At 54.8% G+C, this 18,021-nt stretch carries 19 protein-coding genes; 9 read left to right on the top strand and 10 right to left on the bottom strand.

Annotated elements, in window-relative coordinates; translation table 11 throughout:
• Window positions 1–6 precede the first annotated feature (6 nt).
• From FCL49_RS08025 to FCL49_RS08040, 4 genes are all read right to left on the bottom strand, one after another.
• Window positions 7–1,011 (bottom strand): TauD/TfdA family dioxygenase, encoded by a 1,005-nt coding sequence (locus FCL49_RS08025; RefSeq protein WP_174353119.1) that lies wholly within the window; start codon window positions 1,009–1,011, stop codon window positions 7–9.
• 210 nt (window positions 1,012–1,221) lie between these two features.
• On the bottom strand, window positions 1,222–1,626 hold the full coding sequence (locus tag FCL49_RS08030) for a VOC family protein (protein ID WP_174353120.1): 405 nt from the start codon (window positions 1,624–1,626) through the stop codon (window positions 1,222–1,224).
• 161 nt (window positions 1,627–1,787) lie between these two features.
• Window positions 1,788–2,717 carry a D-alanyl-D-alanine endopeptidase gene (gene pbpG / locus FCL49_RS08035; RefSeq protein ID WP_017892020.1) on the bottom strand — a complete coding sequence of 310 codons (930 nt, stop codon included), beginning with the start codon at window positions 2,715–2,717 and terminating at the stop codon, window positions 1,788–1,790.
• Between the two features lie 161 nt (window positions 2,718–2,878).
• Complete coding sequence (locus FCL49_RS08040; RefSeq protein WP_174353121.1) at window positions 2,879–3,982, bottom strand: adenosylhomocysteinase; 1,104 nt, start codon at window positions 3,980–3,982, stop codon at window positions 2,879–2,881.
• A 95-nt stretch (window positions 3,983–4,077) separates the two neighbouring features.
• Here FCL49_RS08040 and FCL49_RS08045 point away from each other — a divergent pair, with 95 nt between their 5' ends.
• Entirely contained in the window at window positions 4,078–4,641 is a 564-nt protein-coding gene (locus FCL49_RS08045) for a DedA family protein (protein WP_174353122.1), read from the top strand.
• Between the two features lie 2 nt (window positions 4,642–4,643).
• Here the strand turns inward: FCL49_RS08045 and FCL49_RS08050 are convergent, their stop codons facing one another.
• Both FCL49_RS08050 and FCL49_RS08055 read right to left on the bottom strand, forming a co-directional pair.
• Window positions 4,644–5,270 carry a LysE family translocator gene (locus FCL49_RS08050; RefSeq protein ID WP_174353123.1) on the bottom strand — a complete coding sequence of 209 codons (627 nt, stop codon included), beginning with the start codon at window positions 5,268–5,270 and terminating at the stop codon, window positions 4,644–4,646.
• A 75-nt stretch (window positions 5,271–5,345) separates the two neighbouring features.
• The gene (locus FCL49_RS08055) at window positions 5,346–6,239 is read right to left on the bottom strand and encodes a LysR family transcriptional regulator (protein WP_174353124.1); all 894 of its coding nucleotides are present in this window, start codon (window positions 6,237–6,239) and stop codon (window positions 5,346–5,348) included.
• A 127-nt stretch (window positions 6,240–6,366) separates the two neighbouring features.
• Here FCL49_RS08055 and FCL49_RS08060 point away from each other — a divergent pair, with 127 nt between their 5' ends.
• Together FCL49_RS08060 and ansP are read left to right on the top strand one after the other, a co-directional pair.
• Window positions 6,367–6,804 (top strand): PACE efflux transporter, encoded by a 438-nt coding sequence (locus FCL49_RS08060; protein WP_174353125.1) that lies wholly within the window; start codon window positions 6,367–6,369, stop codon window positions 6,802–6,804.
• 489 nt (window positions 6,805–7,293) lie between these two features.
• Window positions 7,294–8,757 (top strand): L-asparagine permease, encoded by a 1,464-nt coding sequence (gene ansP, locus FCL49_RS08065; protein WP_174353126.1) that lies wholly within the window; start codon window positions 7,294–7,296, stop codon window positions 8,755–8,757.
• Between the two features lie 38 nt (window positions 8,758–8,795).
• Here the strand turns inward: ansP and FCL49_RS08070 are convergent, their stop codons facing one another.
• A complete protein-coding gene (locus FCL49_RS08070) occupies window positions 8,796–9,575 on the bottom strand; it encodes a HalD/BesD family halogenase (protein WP_174353127.1) in 780 nt (259 codons plus the stop codon).
• A 111-nt stretch (window positions 9,576–9,686) separates the two neighbouring features.
• Between FCL49_RS08070 and FCL49_RS08075 the strand changes: the two genes are divergently transcribed.
• Window positions 9,687–10,589 carry a LysR substrate-binding domain-containing protein gene (locus FCL49_RS08075; RefSeq protein WP_174353128.1) on the top strand — a complete coding sequence of 301 codons (903 nt, stop codon included), beginning with the start codon at window positions 9,687–9,689 and terminating at the stop codon, window positions 10,587–10,589.
• A 15-nt stretch (window positions 10,590–10,604) separates the two neighbouring features.
• Here FCL49_RS08075 and FCL49_RS08080 read toward each other — a convergent pair whose 3' ends face one another.
• Window positions 10,605–11,459, bottom strand: a complete 855-nt coding sequence (locus tag FCL49_RS08080) for an ATP-grasp fold amidoligase family protein (protein WP_174353129.1) — start codon at window positions 11,457–11,459, stop codon at window positions 10,605–10,607.
• A gap of 153 nt (window positions 11,460–11,612) precedes the next feature.
• Between FCL49_RS08080 and FCL49_RS08085 the strand changes: the two genes are divergently transcribed.
• Window positions 11,613–12,911, top strand: coding sequence for an oligosaccharide flippase family protein (locus FCL49_RS08085; RefSeq protein ID WP_174353130.1), 1,299 nt, complete (start codon window positions 11,613–11,615; stop codon window positions 12,909–12,911).
• Here FCL49_RS08085 and FCL49_RS08090 read toward each other — a convergent pair.
• Window positions 12,908–13,489 carry a hypothetical protein gene (locus FCL49_RS08090; RefSeq protein WP_174353131.1) on the bottom strand — a complete coding sequence of 194 codons (582 nt, stop codon included), beginning with the start codon at window positions 13,487–13,489 and terminating at the stop codon, window positions 12,908–12,910. The genes FCL49_RS08085 and FCL49_RS08090 overlap by 4 nt on opposite strands.
• A 132-nt stretch (window positions 13,490–13,621) precedes the next feature.
• Between FCL49_RS08090 and FCL49_RS08095 the strand changes: the two genes are divergently transcribed.
• On the top strand, window positions 13,622–14,521 hold the full coding sequence (locus FCL49_RS08095) for a LysR substrate-binding domain-containing protein (protein WP_174353132.1): 900 nt from the start codon (window positions 13,622–13,624) through the stop codon (window positions 14,519–14,521).
• Window positions 14,522–14,546: 25 nt separating this feature from the next.
• On the opposite strand, the gene FCL49_RS08100 is transcribed toward FCL49_RS08095, so the two are convergent.
• Window positions 14,547–15,401, bottom strand: coding sequence for an EamA family transporter (locus FCL49_RS08100; protein ID WP_368040107.1), 855 nt, complete (start codon window positions 15,399–15,401; stop codon window positions 14,547–14,549).
• Window positions 15,402–15,482: 81 nt separating this feature from the next.
• Here FCL49_RS08100 and FCL49_RS08105 point away from each other — a divergent pair, with 81 nt between their 5' ends.
• The 3 genes from FCL49_RS08105 (at window position 15,483) to FCL49_RS08115 (ending at window position 18,003) form a co-directional block, all read left to right on the top strand.
• Window positions 15,483–16,421, top strand: coding sequence for a LysR substrate-binding domain-containing protein (locus FCL49_RS08105; RefSeq protein WP_174353133.1), 939 nt, complete (start codon window positions 15,483–15,485; stop codon window positions 16,419–16,421).
• Window positions 16,422–16,496: 75 nt separating this feature from the next.
• Window positions 16,497–17,258 carry an arylamine N-acetyltransferase family protein gene (locus FCL49_RS08110; protein ID WP_174353134.1) on the top strand — a complete coding sequence of 254 codons (762 nt, stop codon included), beginning with the start codon at window positions 16,497–16,499 and terminating at the stop codon, window positions 17,256–17,258.
• Window positions 17,259–17,313: 55 nt separating this feature from the next.
• Window positions 17,314–18,003 carry a type 1 glutamine amidotransferase domain-containing protein gene (locus FCL49_RS08115; protein ID WP_254611006.1) on the top strand — a complete coding sequence of 230 codons (690 nt, stop codon included), beginning with the start codon at window positions 17,314–17,316 and terminating at the stop codon, window positions 18,001–18,003.
• The last annotated feature ends 18 nt before the right edge of the window (window positions 18,004–18,021 follow it).

Consider the following 18,021-nt stretch of genomic DNA (forward strand, 5'->3'; position numbering starts at 1 on the left):
AACACCTTAAATCGAGAAAATTCGCTCTTCAACCTGATTAAGATTACGGTGGTTCCAAAGGCTGGCTGAAATGAAGACCCGCTGTACCCAACGCAATGGTGTGTCATTTTCATCATAAGAAGGCGTAAATTTATCCCGGGAGTGTAGAGCAAATCTATTATCGATATAGACGAGATCACCAGGTCGAATATCAATGCCAATCGCGTTCTCTTTAATCAAACCATAAAAACGTTCCAACGCGGCTTCCGCCCGCGGCGTGCTGGAAAAAATCATGCCTGGGTAAAATACGGCGCTGACATCCGGCAAGATATGATTTTGCGAAATCAATGGCACCAGCGCGGTTTCTTCCCGCCCACCCTGAGTGGAGTTCCGCCAACGGTAGGGAAGTTTGATGTTATAAAGTGGGCTGGACAAGGTCTCAATATCTTCCCTACCGAGCTGAGTGATGGCTAGCCGCGAGTCTGAAATACGCGTCATTGGGCTTTGCGGATCACGCCGCACTCCCGCCAACAGTAGCCCCATAGGTGAGACATTGAACTGCTCAAGATGCTTCAGCGCCGCGTTTTCAATATGGAAATCCAATTCCACATCAAAACCCAAGCCGGTATATTCCTTTTTTGCTTCACGCTTGGGGATCAAGTTATTAATAATTTCCTTACCCTCGAAGTACATGGAGTAAGGCTCGCCGATCAAAGAAGATATTCCCACTAGCAGGTTTTCACTGATACTTCCTGACTTGGCAGATGGTGTATATTGATTTGGACAAGGGGAGAAAAATACTTCTTTATCTACAGGGGCATTTTTTAAAATAAAGTAAGGTCTGGGACTGATTGACGCTCTTTGTTTCCCCAGAGCTGCGCTCACCCTATGAGGTAAAAAGTTGGTCATTGCCGTTCTGATCTCGTGAATATAAGAATCGCCACCGGCAGGATCGTAAGCTATTTTATCCAATGCTGAAAATAGCTCGTTTTTTTCCTGTTCAGTCAATTGAAAGACATTTTGATAATCCATTCTGTATTTTCCTTGATAACAACAATATCATTAGCATTGCTAATGAAAGCGGCAGGATGTTAACATTTGGATATCAAAATCATAAAGATTTATTAACTAAAATCGTGATCTTAGTCACTGCCAGCTTCGCCCACCATCGCCGGGAGCGTGCACGGGCGTTAAATTATTCAAAACCATCAGTTAATGCACAAAATCAGATTGAGCGTCACTTTACCCTGAGACAGGTACATTCAGTTGCCAGGACAAACCAAAGCGATCGTTCAACCAACCAAACCGCGCACTGAAACCATAGTCATCAATCGGCATCAGCACCTTGCCGCCTTCTGCCAGACGGGTGAAAACCCGGTCAAGTTCGGTTTCATTGGCCAAATTAACAAACAGGGATATCGCCGGGGTAAAGCTGAAATCATGGCTGATTGGGCTATCGGTGAATATCAGTCTCTGCCGTTCAAAGTCGATGAATGCCTGCCTGATCCGCAGCGGCCCATCATTGCTGTCATCATAATGTTGCACCTGCTGAACCTTGAAGCCGGCGAACAACTCACTATAAAGATCAATAGCCTGTTGGGCATGGGCATTACCCTGAAACATGACAAAAGTGGCAACCTTGCTCATGGGATACTGTCCTCACGACGATAGAGTATTCATTAATGATAGCGGATGGATTGGCACCGCGGCTCTACCCAAGGTAATTGGAGATGTTGCTGACGGCAAGGATAAGGCTGCATCAGGAGGGGAAACGGCCTGCAGAAAAACTCCGCAGGCCGCAAAACAGATTATTCGGTTTCGTTCTTCGCCAGACGGGCATCTTTCTGACGGCGGTAATCACGGGCCGCCGCCGGGATCGGCGTCACCTTACCGGTTTCGATCCAGGTGCGCAGGCGGTTGGCATCGGCGAAGTGGGTGTACTTGCCGAAGGCGTCCAGCACCACCAGCGATACCGAGCGGCTACCGATCATGGTACGCATCGCCAGGCAGTGTCCCGCTTCGTTGGTGAAACCGGTCTTGGTCAACTGGATATTCCATTTCTGGTTGTAGACCAGATGGTTGGTGTTGCGGAACGGCAATGTGTAGTTCGGATCCTTAAAACTCGCCATGCGTTCGGTGGTGGTACTGAGCTGGCCAATCAGCGGATATTGCTTGGTGGCAATCAACAGCTTGGTCAGGTCGCGTGCAGTCGAAACGTTATGAATCGACAGCCCGGTCGGCTCCACGTAACGCGTGTTGGTCATCCCCAGGGATTTGGCTTTGGCATTCATCGCTTTGATAAAGGCACCGTAACCACCCGGATAATGATGCGCCAGACTGGCGGCCGCACGGTTTTCCGACGACATCAATGCCAATAACAGCATATCTTTACGGCTGATTTCACTGTTCAGACGAACGCGCGAGTAGACCCCTTTCATCTCCGGTGTCTGATGAATATCCACCGACAACATTTCATCCAGTGGCAGATGGGCGTCCAGCGTGACCATCGCGGTCATCAGCTTGGTGATCGAAGCGATAGGCACCACTTCATCCGGGTTACGCGCATACATCACCTTGTGGGTCTGCATATCCACCACCATGGCGCTGCCGGAAGCCAGTTCAGGCTCGGCGGCACGGGTGATTGCGTTATTTTCACTGGCCAGCGCGCGCGGCGCGATGCCTGCTCCTGCCTGCAAAGCGAGCAGGGTTAGTACCAAAACACGTATTTTCACATGCATTACTCTGTGACGAAGAAGATGAAGGTCTTATTTGGCCGAATTATATGTGAGGGATCTGAAGTTGGCACTGGGATTATACGTGCCGATTTGTGACAAATTCTGTCGAACAGAAAATTGCGCAAACCGCGAGCGCTCTGGGGTCAGCGCCCGCGGGAAAAAAGTTACAGCGCCGGCTGCCAGGCCGACTGCGGCAACAGATATAAACCGGGCTGCTGCCGGGCACCGTCACCGACAATATGGCCAATGCCCGCCGCCATCACGGCCAGCGTCACGTCAAAGGCATTAAGACTGTCACCGTAGCCCGCCGTCAGGTTGAACATCGAGCCATTGGCCAGTAAATACAGCGTTTTCTCTTCCAGTTGGTAGGCGTTTACAAACGGCATAGGCTCGCTGTGAGGCAGGTTTTGCAGGAAGCCAACATCAATCTCTGCCGTCACATGACCCACATTGAGAATGAACACCCCGTCCTTCGCCTGCTGCAGATGCCGCGCCGACAGCACGTTTTTCGCCCCGGTGGCGGTAGCTATCACATCGGCCTGGCTTACCGCACTGGCAAGATCGAGCACCGCCCAGCCGTCATAGCGTGCCTGTAGCGCCCGCGCCGGATCGATTTCCGCCACGATCACCTGCCCACCGTAGGCTTTCGCCGCCGCCGCAACGCCTTGCCCCACCAGGCCATAACCGATCACCAGCACGCATTTTTCATGCAGCGTCAAATGGGTGGTCTGGAAGAAGGTATGCCAGGCGGTCAGGCCAACCATATGGCGGTTATGCAGCCCTTCTTTCACCGGCAGGTCATCCCAGTTGAAGATCGGATAACGCGGCGCCATGCCGTTTAACCTACTGATGCCGGAACCGGTGGCTTCCAGCCCGGCGATAATCTGCGGGCCGGCGTTTGACTGGTGCAGACGGGTGGTCAAATCCGCCCCCATTTCGCACAGATGGGTCGGCGCCCAGGCCAAAGCGCGGTCAAAGGAGGCTGACCATTCGGCATCGCTCATATCACGCCAGGCATAAGCCTCGGCCCCGCGGCGCTCCAGCCAGGCCACCACATCATCCTGTACCGTGGTCGGGTTACAGGTGGTCAGATAAATCGCCGCGCCCTTGTCCAGCAAGCCGGACACCAGCGGTGCCATTTTCAGATCCAGATGCATATTGCACGCCAGCCGCACACCGCTCAAATCCGGCAACGCAGCTACCGCCGCCCGGGTACGTGGCATATGGCGCATCGCCCAGTTCAGTTCGCTCTCAAAATCCTGATACATCTGTTGCTCCTCTACTGTGCGTCGCGCCGACAGGGCGCGGCTGACTGACAGAGAGTATACTGACCCTTATGTATTAAAGACATAAAGGGAGCGGTATGGCGGATTTGGCCCACTACATTACGGACTACGGCTACTGGGCGCTGTTTATCGGCTGTCTGGCCGAAGGCGAAACCATCACCTTGCTGGGGGGAATTGCGGCACATCAGGGGTTACTGCATCTGCCCTGGGTGATTGCGGTGGTGGCATTGGGGGGCACACTAGGGGATCAGATCCTGTATTTCCTCGGCCGGCGCTTCGGCGGAAAGGTGATTTCACGCATGAAGAGCCAGGAAAAGCGCATTGATCGCGCCAGAAAGCTGATTGCCCGCCACCCGATGCTGTTTGTGATTGGCGTGCGATTTATGTATGGCTTTCGCATTATTGGCCCGGTGTTAATCGGTGCCAGCAAGCTGCCGCCGTCGCGCTTTGTCCCGTTGAATATTCTGGGTGCCATCCTGTGGGCAACAATCTTTGTGTTGCTGGGCTATTTCGGCGGTGAAGCGATCGCCCGGTTTATCTCGGGCTTCGACAAACGGCTGACCAGCGTGCTGTTTTGCGCGCTGGTGATCGCCGCCATCTTGCTGCTGCGATTTTGGTGGCGCCGCCGCCATGCCGACTAGGGTTATCGGTTTAACATCAATTTCAGACCGAGCAAGGCCAGCACTCCGCCGCCCAACCGATCGAACCAGGCTTTAAACCGCAGATAGGTGCGACGCGGGCGCGGTGACGACAGCACAAAGGCCACGAAGGCGTACCACAGCACATCGATAGTCAGCGCGATCAGCGGCAACACAAGGTACATCACCGGTGAGATTTTGTGGCTGAGCAACGCGGCAAACACACTGCCGAACACAATGGCGGTGTTGGGGTTGCCCAGTTGAGTCAACAGGCCGGTAGTAAACGCCTTGCGAAAGCCCAGATGTTGCTCACCGACCGCTTCCACACTCAGCGGCTGACTGGCCCCGCGCAGCATTTTGCAAGCCAGATAGACAAGATAAGCGCCCCCCAGCACTTTTAACGTGGTGTAAAGCCATGGCAGCGCCAGCAGCAAAGATTGCAGCCCCAACAGGGCAATGAGCGCAAAGATAAAGCAACCGACGCCCATTCCCAGCGCTACCGCCATACCGTCGCGACGCGAAGAGGCCACCGCGGTACGCGCCACCAGAATAAAGCTTTGCCCTGGGCTCATCGCCCCCAGCGTAATCGCCCCGCTAATGCTCAGTACCGATAATGCCGTCTCGCTTAACATGCTAGCTGCCCCCATAGTGATCCCATCACTCAAAGTAGCTCAGCGAAGAAAATAAAAGCAATGCAATAGCGGGGATTATTCCGCTTGCGGCCTGTCCCGCATTAACGTCACCAGTTCATGGGCGGCCTTCTCCAGCGGTCTGTTCTTCAGCCAGATCAGGTGCATCGGCAGGCGCAGTTCGTTTTTGGTGTTTTTGAATTTCAGCCTGACCAGCCGCTGTTGCGCCAACAAGGGCGCGGTCAGCGAGAGCGGGAAATTGCCCCAGCCCAAACCGGCCTCCACCATGCTCAGTGCCATCGGCAGGCTGTCGGTACGCCAGTAGGATTCCGCCACCTGCGGCCGCAAATCGGTAATCGGCAAATCGCGGCTGGCCACCATAATCTGTCGTACGTTAACCAGATCCTCGAGAAACAGTTCGTCTGCCGCCCCGTTGAGCGCCGGGTGCGAAGGCGAGAGCGTAGCAACCAGTGATTCAGCACCGACGAAGTGGAACTGCTCCTGGCTGTTGATATTAAGCCCGCCAAACGCCAAAGCAACGCCAATCCTGCCCTGATGCAGCATATGCAACACGTCGTCCTGCGGAGCGGTCAGCACTTCGATATTCAGCAACGGGTAGCGTTCCGCCAGCGTTTTGACCGCAGCCAGCAGGCCACTGCTGTTGATGTCCGAGGCAACCCCCACCGACAGGGTGCTCTCCAGCCCCTGGGATAATTCGATAGCGTGGTTCTGCAGTTGTTTAAGCTGGCCGGCGATCAGCCGCGCATGCGGCGCCAGTGCCAACGCCAGCGGGGTGGGTAGCGGTTCCCGGTGTGAACGATCAAACAACTGAAACCCCAGTTCCGCTTCCATGTTGGCGATCCCCATGCTGACCGCCGAAGGGACACGCCGCAGCGAACGGGCAGCCGCGGAAAACGACCCGCGATCCAGTACCGCCAGAAACAGCTCAATGTTATCGCTGGAAAAGTTCATTGCATCACCTGTCAGTAAAACTGACAGCTCCTGACTTTTTCTATCAATATGATTGACGGTATCTTACTCGTCAGACGGCAAAAGGTCATCCGACCGCATAGCCAAAAAATCAGTCAGGAGATGAGTAATGCAAGGCGTTAAACGCAAACTGGTGTATGTCACCGCCTATGAAATTATCGGCATGGCGATCTCCGCACTCGGGCTGGCATTGCTTTCCGGCACCGCCCCCAGCAGTACCGGGCCGCTGGCGGTGATCATCACCACCATAGCCGTCAGCTGGAACTTCATCTATAACTCACTGTTTGAACTGTGGGAAAGCCGCCAGGCAACCCGGGGCCGTACGCTCAAGCGCCGCATTATCCATGCCGTGGGCTTCCAATTAACGCTGGTGGTGTATCTGATCCCGCTGATCGCCTGGTGGATGGGCATTACGCTGTGGCAGGCGCTGCTGTTGGATATGGCGCTGATCGTCATTATCCCGTGCTACACCTTTGTGTTTAACTGGGCATTCGACAAGATATTCGGTTTGCCAACCTCGGCCCTGCCGGTCGGAGAATCTGCCTAAAAATCGGTCACCCTTCCCATGATGTTCTTCGCCTGTGGCAATATCGCCGCAGGCAGAGTGAAGTTTATTATCCCCCTTTTTTCTCATCGCGAATAAATAAGCAAAATCCCCTGTAGTTTGCACGGTAATTATTATTCTGTGATTTTCATCACTTTTTATTCCTCGTTATTTCCGTCTTGATAAAATCAATCATCTTATTGAATAATATGTTCTTTTGTATATGGAACAAAAAATAAACACAATTGTTCACGATTTATACGCAGGATTTTTTGCCACATTTCCAGAGAAAAGGTAGCATGCCTCGCCGTTATTTAACGGTAGCTGTTCATATAATATACGCTATGAATTTCATTGCTGAAGATCGAAACGCGACGGGTATAAACAACAGAATGATGCCATGACCTCATTCTCATCACGGTTGGTCTTAGCAATCGTTTGCTCCGAAGCTGGGGCAGGATAATTTTACAGACGGGTAAAACAGGACGAACGATGCAATCACAAAAAAAATCGGCGCATGAGCAACATGCAGCCAGAAGACGTTGGTTAGACTCTCACGAATCCGGTTATCACAAAAGCATGGGCAACCGGCAGATTCAAATGATCGCCATCGGCGGTTCAATAGGCACCGGCCTGTTCCTCGGCACCGGCGGCCGGCTGGAACTGGCAGGACCGGCGCTGGCATTGGTGTATCTGGTTTGCGGTATCTTCTCTTTCTTCATCCTGCGGGCATTGGGCGAACTGGTTTTACACCGTCCTACCAGCGGCAGCTTTGTTTCCTACGCCCGCGAGTTTCTCGGTGAAAAGGCCTCTTACGTCGCCGGCTGGATGTACTTCCTCAACTGGGCGATGACCGGCATCGTCGACATCACGGCGGTAGCGCTGTATATGCACTACTGGGGTACCTTTGCCGATGTGCCGCAGTGGTTATTTGCCCTCTGCGCCCTCGGGGTGGTCGCCACCATGAACATGATCGGCGTGAAGTGGTTCGCCGAAATGGAGTTCTGGTTCGCCCTGATCAAAGTGGTCGCCATCGCTCTGTTCCTGGTGGTTGGCGTGGTGTTGCTCGGCACCGGCACCCCGGTGGCAGGCAATACCACCGGTCTACACCTGATTACTGAAAACGGCGGCATGTTCCCGCATGGCCTGCTGCCCGCATTGGTTTTGGTACAAGGGGTGATCTTCGCCTTCGCCGGAATTGAGCTGATCGGTACCGCCGCCGGCGAGTGCAAGGATCCGGCCAAAATGCTGCCAAAGGCTATCAACAGCGTTATCTGGCGTATCGGCCTATTCTACGTTGGCTCGGTGGTGCTGCTGGTGCTGCTGCTGCCGTGGAACGCCTACCAGGCGGGCCAAAGCCCGTTCGTCACCTTCTTCAGCAAGCTGGGCGTGCCCTATATCGGCACCATCATGAACATCGTGGTGCTGACCGCCGCACTCTCCAGCCTGAACTCGGGCCTGTACTCCACCGGCCGTATTCTGCGCTCGCTGTCGATGGGCGGCTCGGCGCCGAAATTTATGGCAAAAATGAGCAGCCAGCAGGTACCTTACGCCGGGATCCTGGTGACCTGCGGTATCTACGTGCTCGGGGTGATATTGAACTATCTGGTGCCTTCACAGGTGTTTGAGATCGTGTTGAACATCGCTTCGCTGGGCATTATCAGCTCCTGGGCCTTTATCATCGTCTGCCAGATGCGCCTGCGTAAGGCGGTGCGTGAAGGCCGTGCCAAGCCGGTTACCTTCAAGATGCCTGGCGCACCGGTCACCTCCTGGCTAACGTTGGCTTTCCTGCTGGCGGTGGTGGTCATGATGGCGTTTGACTACCCGAACGGCACCTGGACCATTGCAACCATTCCGGTGCTGGTCGTGCTGCTGGTGCTGGGCTGGTTCGGCCTGCGCAAACGCGCGCAGGAAGTGAAACTGGAACAGCAGGCACACGAAGAAGCCCATCACTAAGTTTTTAAAACTGCCCCAACCGGGGCAGTTTTACTCCCCTATACCCGGCCGTAAAAAGTCATTCTGGCGCTTTCCGACAGCGCGATATCCGGCTGTGCATTATAAGCCAGCACCACCAGCATGCGGGTGATGTCACCTTCGGTCGGCGTGACCCTGTGCATGGCGTTGCGGCCACGAAACAGCACCAAATCCCCCTCCTCCATCGCCAACGGCTTAACTGCACGTTCATCGTCCAGCACCTGGGAAACCCCGGCGTAATTCATCTCGCCGCGGTCGGCGTCGCGCAGGTTTTCCACATATTCAAAGCGTCCACCGGCCTGCGGTTTCTGGATCAACAGCGTGATGGCGAACGACGAGTTGTCAAAATGCCAACCCAGTTCCTGCCCGCGATGAGCATAGTGCAGATTGATCGAAGACAGACGATCGGCATAGGGATACAGACAATGTTCTTCCAGCACCGCACAGAGAAAATCGCGGAACGGCTGAGCGTCATACAGTGTGCGCAGCGGCGATTGCGGTGGGATCTCCTCATCGGTAATGCAGCCCTTTGACGAGACCACCAGCCGGTTGCGTGCGTGATCGGCCGGCAGCGTTTCATCCTGCGGCCTGAGGTAGACGTTATGCTTGCTGGCGGCATAAAACGCCGCATGGCTGTGCTCCGCCCCTTCCAGACGGATAGTCGCCAGCGCCGCCGCCGTCAGAAAGCCCGGCAACACCAGCGCCCCCGCCGTATCCAGTGTAGCTTTGCATTGTGCCCGAAAGGCAGAGTCACCGATTGGGTTGGCGGATAAATCAACGATATGAGCGAGTGGCTGCATCAGAGACTCCTTAGGCATAGCGGCCGGATAACCCACTGTAGCGAATACCGGATTGCCGTAATAACAAAAATACGTTAAGGATGAGCCAACCAATTCTTAGTGATAGCCGCCATGAGCCCAACTTCCCGTCCTCGTCTGCCCAAACTGAACGCCATTCTGGCGTTTGAAACCGCCGCCCGCACCGGCAGCCTGGCCAAAGCGGCAGACCTCCTGGCGTTGACCGCCGCCGCCGTCAGCCAACAGATCCGCCAGCTTGAGCAACAGTTGGGTATTGTGTTGTTTATCCGCGCTAAAAGCGGCGTGACGCTGACCGAGCAGGGAATGGACTACCTGGCCTACGTGCAACAGGCCTTCGAAACGCTGCGCGTGGCACAACAGCATGTCGATCGCCAGCGGGGCAAGGAAACGCTGACGGTATTCGCCTTGCCGGCATTGGCGTCCAAATGGCTGAACCCGGCGATCGGCGATTGGCTGGCCCGGCATCCACAGGTAGATATCCGCCTGCACGCCACCCATGCCGAAGTCGATTTCGCCGGTTCAGCGGCGGACTTTGCCCTGTGTTTTGGCGATCAGGACTACCCGCTGTTGGAAAAAGTGCGGCTGTTTCAGGACTGCGTGCAGCCGGTTTGCAGCCCGCAATTACAGGCCAGCGGCGACTGGACCCAACAGCCGCTGATCCATGTGGATTGGGGCAAGGAAAGTCAGTTCCTGCCGGGCTGGCATGACTGGTTCAGTGCCGCCGGATTACCCCCGCCACAACGGCGTGGCCTGACCTATAACCTGACCTCACTGGCGATTGACGCCGCGGTCGAGGGCCACGGCATTTTGCTCGGCCAGCAGCGGCTGATCCAGCGCGAACTGGCCAGGGGGACGCTGGTGCCGCTGGCAGAACCGGCACTGCCACTCAGCAAGCCCTACTACCTGGTTTATCCGCAACGCACGTTGGACAAGCCCAAAGCGACCGAGTTTCTCAGGTGGCTGCAAAGCATCGCGCCAGCGGACAATGACCGCTAAAGGCTGCAGCAGCCACTACCCGACTTTGGACATCATCTCGCCCAGCAGCAGGTTGGTCGCACGCGGCAGGTAAACCTCGTTGCCGGCACCGGGGGTCAGTGTCAGTTCACCAATGTAGATTTGCTCGCGGGTGAGGTAGAAGTCGACGCGGCAATAGTCCAGATCTGCCGCAACGGCTTTCGCCACCTGGATCATTTCATCCCAGAACGCCGGTTTTTCATTCAGCGTATTAATCTGCGGGATATCCGCCTGGGTAAAGAAACAGTGATGCGCATGCTCGTCCAAAAACTCCAGTGAAGTCGGCTCAGGCCCGCCACGCAACAGCTCTACGAATAAATAAGCCTGTTCACCGTTAAAAACATGCACCTTGTAATCAATTAATTCACCTTCTGTTTCTATATCCAATAGCTGCTCGACGATAATTTTCTGCGGGATATTAGCGTAGTGTTTTTCGCGAAACCTTTTCCAGTAGGTTATTCCAGACCATTCCTTAAGAATTTTCGCAATTTCGGAAAAAGTAACTTCGCTTTTATCTTTGACTATCTTTACCTGCTGCGATGCATTATTAGTTTTGATAACAAACGATTGAGGCAATGAAAGATAATCTTTTTCGGTAAAATTATCGCGGATCATAATGATGGGGGTTAGGTATTTTTCCGATACCCGCTGTGAAATATAGTCTCTGACTGCCACCTTGTCCGCTAACATACTGAAATCACTGCATGGGTAGCGCATACGCCGGTAGATTTTCTCTGAAAATGCCTTTGGGTGTTTGAAGTTAATCCAGGCGCCATGGGCAAGATAATGACTGACTTGATAATAGATAAAATCGGGCGCGGCCCGATAGAGTTGTTTTGCGAGTTTTCTCATTCTTCTCTTTCTTCCATGAATCTAGCATAGGGATAAATGCTGCGACACTCCGATTATTGCATCTTAATTATAAAACCCTGTGAGTCATTCCTTACAGAGGATAAGGAAATAATCGGATGATTCCTATTATAAGATGCAACAGGGAAAGTGACCATGAAATTAAAATTCATAGATATCAATATCGTGAGAAATGCGTTTTGGATGATATCCGAAAAAATGGTGTCTATCCTTGGCGTCATTTTTATCACCGCCTATATGGCGAGATATATCGGCCCGGAAAGCTTTGGCAAAATCACCTTTGCCACCGCGATTTTCGCCATTACTCAAACGCTGGCGCTGCTGGGCTCAGATACCGTGCTGTTCAAGCGGATTAGCCGCAACCCGGCCTCGGGAACGGCATTGATGTTTTCCACCAACCGGCTGCGTCAGGGCTGCTTCGTACTGTTCTCTGCGGCAATATTGATTTACACCGGGCTACGTGAGGATTTCATTACCTTCTACTTTTGCGCCGCCACCTTTGTCGCCAGCTTCTTCTCACTCAGAGACGTCTTCACCATCTATCATGATGCCCGGCTGGAGTCGCGCTTCAATACGCTGGCCAACGTCAGCGGGCTGGGCAGTGCGCTGCTGGCGCGTTATCTGATCGTTTATTTTGATCTGCACCTGTATTACCTGGCGATCCCGATCGTGATGGTTTATTTGATCCCCTATCTGATCCGCCACCATATCTATCACCGCCGTAATCCGCGCTTTGTCGCACCAGGTCGCGTTCGCCGCAAATACGTGCGCTATCTGCTCGCCAGCGGCCTGCCCCTGGCGGTTTCCAATGTCTCCATCGCCATCTACACCCGGCTGGCGCAGCTGTTCCTGATGTGGTTCGTCTCCGCCGAAGCGCTGGGCATTTACTCCGTTGCCATTACGCTGGCCACCGCCTGGATGTTTGTCACCGATGCGGTTATCACTTCATTTTTCGCCAAAATATTCGCATATCAACGCGATGATGCCATGCGCACCGCCGCCAAACTCAATGGGCTGGTGCTGGCGATTGCCGCCGCTATCGTCGCCGGCATCTTTTTGCTGGGTAAACCGGTGATAGTGCTGCTGTACGGCGAGCAGTATTTAGCGGCTTACCCGGCGATGGGGGTGTTGGCGGTTGCCACCCTGCTTTCCGCCCTGGGTACCCTGGCCTACAAATACATTGTGATTTTCTCCGGCTACGGCTTCTTGTCGAAGAAGATGTTCCTGGTATTTATCATCAATATTCCGCTGTCATACTGCCTGATCCGCCAATACGGCATGATGGGCGCGGCCTACAGCACCCTGCTGACCGAATTGTTGTCGCTGACTATCCTCAACTACTTCTTCCGCCGTGGCGCAGTATTGCAGATGCACCTGCGCTCGCTGAATCCTTTGACCTATATCCGGCGACCGGTTGGCCGTACCCAAGGCTAGCTCTCCAGTTCGACTACCCTTACGTACAAGGCCGCAAGCAGCGACAGGTCAATCAACAGCGCAAAAGCGTAAGGAAAACCCGTTATTCCGCTAAAACTCGATTGGATCAGCAGAACAGCCGCAACCGCAAGGATACTCCCTGCAATCAGCAGTGCCCGTCGGCGCAGTACATGGCCGTCGTTGTTGGTACCTCGACGTATCGCGGCGCTGTAAACCATTCCCTGACCCAGGCCGGAAATAGCCATTGCCGAAAATAGCGGTAGGCCATTTGGCAGACCATGCAATGCCAGGATCAGCAGCAAGGTGCCGACGGCACTGATGACAAACCCATGGCGTACCAGGCTCAGGCGACTTTTGCTCAGAAACACCTTCAGCTGCATTAAAAATACGGCCAAAACAAAGGCAATACCAAGGCATGCCAGCAAAGCGATCAGCTGCAGCGGGTTCTCCAGCGCATAGAGCTTCAGTAACAGTGCAACTTGCGCGACCAGCCCACTGACTAAAAGAATACCGGCATTAGCTTGCGCCTGCTGTTGCGCAGAGGCGGTAAAAGGGACGGATAAAGGAGACGTGCTCATAATGATCCTCACTATATAAAAGCGGCGATAGAAAATTTATTTCATCCTTACAAGGAGGTATGTTGAGCCTATCGCATATATAATCAGGCAATCAAAGTCAGAGTTTTCACCCATGGATGAAAATAACTCATCATGCAATCTTCCCGTTTACCGCCGCTGGGCGCACTGCGCGCCTTCCATGCGGTTGCCGATTGCCTTAGCTTCAAGCAGGCTGCCGGGCAACTGAATGTCAGCGCCACCGCTGTCAGCCATCAAATCCGTTTGATTGAATCCATGCTGGAGTGCCGCGTATTCGAACGCAACGCACAGGGGGTGAAGTTAACCGAGGCCGGACATTTGCTGTATACGGGCACCCAATCCGCCTTTACCGCCCTGGAAGAGTCGGTAAAAAAAATTGATCAGGCCAGACAACCGCCGGCACTGACCATCACCACCACCTCGAACTTTTTGACCAATTGGCTGGTGCTGCGCCTTGAAAGCTTTAAGGCACAATTTCCCGAGATTGATTTACACCTGCATACCAGCGTGCAAAGCGTCGACTTAACGCAGCGTACCGTCGACGTGGCCATACGTTATCGTGAAACCGCTGAAATGGGCCTTCACAGTACCTTGCTGTATGAAGATCGGTTTATCGTGGTTGCCAGCCCGGCACTGGCCTTGAATACCCTGAATGACCTGCATCGCACGACGCTGTTTCACGTTGAGAACAGGCATGTGCCTGCCGAAAGCCCTGACTGGAAACACTGGCGGCAAGGTTACGGGCCGGAGAACCTGAATATTTCCAGAGGCCTGTATTTCAGCGATGAGACCCATGCGCTGCAGGCCGCGGTGGCAGGGCAAGGGGTGGTTATTGCCAGTAAGTTGCTGGCAGAAGATTTGATAAAACGCAAAATGCTGGTGGCGCCTTTTGAGTTGTCTTTACCCGGCGCGAATTATTATCTGGTGACTCTGGAAGACACTGCCGAGCGCCCCGACGTCGTATCATTACGCGACTGGATGCAGAAAAATATGCATCCCGGCACGCTGGAGTAAGGAATTTATTGGCTGAGGCTGGAGCTTAATGCCAATGCAGCACCACGGCACCGGCCAATACCGTTAACACGCCCAGCCACTGTATGCCGGCAAGCCGCTCTCGCAGCAGCAAGGCGCCCAGCAGCGCGGCAATGCCGCCAGACAGGGTGCTAAGCACCGTTACCACCGCCACCGATCCGCCGCCGACCCCTACGGCAAAGGCGCTAAAGCCACCCAGGTTGAGCAAACTGGCAGCCAGCAGCAGCCCGCCCTGCCGCCAGCCGGGACGCGCCAGCAATGCACGCCGGTTAGCGCTCAGCGCCAGTAGAGCCGTCAGCCCCAGCGTATAGCCGAGCCACAGGCTGACACTCGGCCCCAGCACCGGCAGCGTGTATTTCCCCTGCAGCCAAAAACCGGTGCCATAACAGCATGCGGCGATCAGCGCGAAGGCCATCGCCGGTAAGGCCGACGAAGAGTTGCCCGGCTGACGAGCGGGAATGACGGCGGTCAGCATCACCCCCAGTAAACAAATAACCAGTCCCGTCAGCGTCAGCGCCCCCAGAGGTTCCCCACTTAGCCACGACAGCAGCGTGGTAACCGCACCGTAGCTGGTCACCAGAGGGGCCACCATCGCCGCCTTGCCAATAGCGAAGGCCTGTGACAGCGCCAGTGAACCGCCTACGATCAGGGCAGCGGCCAGCAATGCCAACCCCCAAACCACGCCGGAAGTCGCAAAGACAGGAACCGCCGTTGCCGGTAATAAGGCGCTGAAAATCACAAAGCCAATCGCCTGCGAAAAAAATACCGCCCTGCGCACCCCCACTGATCGGGCGTTGATACCGACCAAAAAATCCGTGCCGCCCCAGCAGAGTGCGGCAGCCAGCCCCATCACAATGTCCACTCGATACTCCCGTCGAAAATTTGCCCTAAAAGTAAGCAAAAAATCACTTGTGGAACATCGATAGATTGGCAATATGGTTGAATGAAACTCAAGCTGAACGCTCAACCTCGCCTGCCCTCCCTGAAAGCTCTGCATACTTTCGAGGTGGCGGCGCGCTGCGCCAGTTTTACCGAGGCGGCGGAAGAGTTGAACGTCACGCTGGGAGCGGTCAGCCGCCAGATACGTCACCTGGAAAATGAACTGGGCGTCGAGCTGTTTCACCGCAAGGGGAACGCGGTGGCGCTAAACGACACCGGCAAACAGCTGGCTATCGACGTCACCCGCGCACTGACGTTGCTGCAAAAAGCCAGCGATCGCGTCCGGCCAGAGCAACAGCAAACGCTGAGGCTGACCTGCACGTTGGGCATTGCCAGCCATTGGCTGGCTGTACGACTACCGGCACTGCGCCGTGCCGATCCTGATGTTTCACTGGTGCTGGATGCCAATGAAAGCCTGCGTGACCTGGCCAATGGCGAAGCGGACATTGCCATCCGTTATAGCCCAACGGCCAACCCGCCGCCGCACTCCCGTGAGCTGCTCGCCGATGCCTTTGCGCCGTTAGCCAGCCCGGCCTTTCTCGCAGCACATCCCAGCCGTATCACGGCCGCCGATTTGGCGCTGTCGCAGTTGATCCACTCGCCGTGGAAGGATGGACAGAAAATCGGCATCGCAGGCTGGCAAGATTGGTTCGCCGCCTTTGGCGAAGGCACCACGGCACCGCGCGGTATTCTCACCTTTAACAGCGTCGGCCATGCCCTGCAGGAAGCGATAGAAGGTAATGGCATCGTACTCGGCAGCCTGGCCGTCGCGCAGGATGCCCTGGCCACCGGCAAGCTGGTTCGGGTATTTGACGACGCCCGACAACTGCCCGCCGCCTACCAATACCGCCTGTGCTGGGCGGACAGCGCGTTCGTCAGCTCCACCACCCGCCGCTGGGTCAATATGCTGCTGCAGGCGGCGGGAAAATCCCCGGCATTCTGACATAGCACTTATTGCCCTCACAACTTTGCCAAACCCAACTATTTTATGTTCAATTTTTCTGCTGTGAGATAAGCCGTGGACAGACAACGCTACCTGCAACATATTGGCTTCGCAGGCATCCCCAAGCCCGACCTTGCGACGCTGCAACAATTACACCGCGGCCATATGCTGAAGGTTCCCTTTGAAAACCTGAGCATTATTTATCAGCAGGGGATCCATCTGGAAGAAGAAGCGCTGTTCAATAAAATTGTCGAACACAACCGCGGCGGCTTTTGCTATGAACTGAACCGGCTGTTTGCTCTGCTGTTGCAGGACATCGGCTTTAGCGTTCATTTTATTTCCGGTGAGATCCGCGCCCGCGATGGCAGCTTCGGCCCGCAGTTCGACCATATGGCACTGATGGTGGAGCTGGACCAGCCGTATTTAGTGGACGTGGGTTTTGGGGATTCTTTTCTGACGCCGCTAATGATCACCACCGCCGAGCAACAACCACAAAGCACCGGCACCTTCCACCTGGAACAGGAAGGCGAGATTTACTACCTGGAGCGCCGCAACGGCGATCAGCGTTCGCACGCCAAAACGCTCTATCGCTTCAGCCTGCAAAAACGCCGGCTCGACGAATTTGCCGACATGTGTCATTACCACAGCACCTCACCACAGTCGCATTTCACCCAGAAATTGGTGTGCTCCCACGCCACGGAAAACGGCCGGGTGACCATTAGCGAAAACAAGCTGATCATCACCGAAGATCACCACCGCCGGGAGTCGACACTTCATTCGGAAGATGAACGCCGCGAAGCGCTGATGCACTACTTCCAGATCGATCTGGACAACTGAACCTCTCGGATTGGCTATACTTTAGCCCGATGGAAGCAGTCAATCGAGAGGAAGCATGATGAAAAAGAAGATCCTGGTGGTACTCACCAGCATTGCCAAATATCCAAGCATCGATCGCGCCACCGGCCTGTGGCTTGGGGAGGCGGTGCACTTTGTGAAGAAAGTGGAAGCTGCCGGCTATCAGGTTGACTATGTCAGCCCGTCAGGCGGTTATACCCCAATCGATCCCCACAGCCTGGCCATGGCTGACGCCACCGACTGGGAGTGGTATCAGAACAAGCCGTTTATGAACCGGCTGGGTGCCACGCTGAAACCTTCTCAGGTCAACGCCGCCGATTATGGCGCTATCTACTATGCCGGCGGCCACGGCGTGATCTGGGATTTCCTGGACAACCCGGCGTTGCAAACCCTTAGCCAGTCGATTTATGAAAGCGGTGGCGTGGTCTCCTCCGTGTGTCACGGCGCTATCGGCCTGTTGAATATCAAACTGGCCAACGGTGACTACCTGATTAACGGCAAAAAGGTCACCGGTTTCAGCAATGAAGAGGAACAGCTGGCAGAATTGGATAAGCTGGTGCCCTACCTGACAGAAACCGAGCTGAAAAAACGCGGAGCCCTTTATCAGAAAGCGGCTGAACCCTGGGCCGCATTCGCATTGAGCGACCAACGGGTGGCCACCGGGCAAAACCCGGCGTCGGGTGCGGCGGTGGCAGAGGAAGTGCTGAAGCTGCTGGCAGGAAAATAACCGTTAACTCAATGGGGG

This window comes from Serratia proteamaculans, from assembly GCF_013337185.1.
GTDB lineage: Bacteria > Pseudomonadota > Gammaproteobacteria > Enterobacterales > Enterobacteriaceae > Serratia > Serratia proteamaculans_D.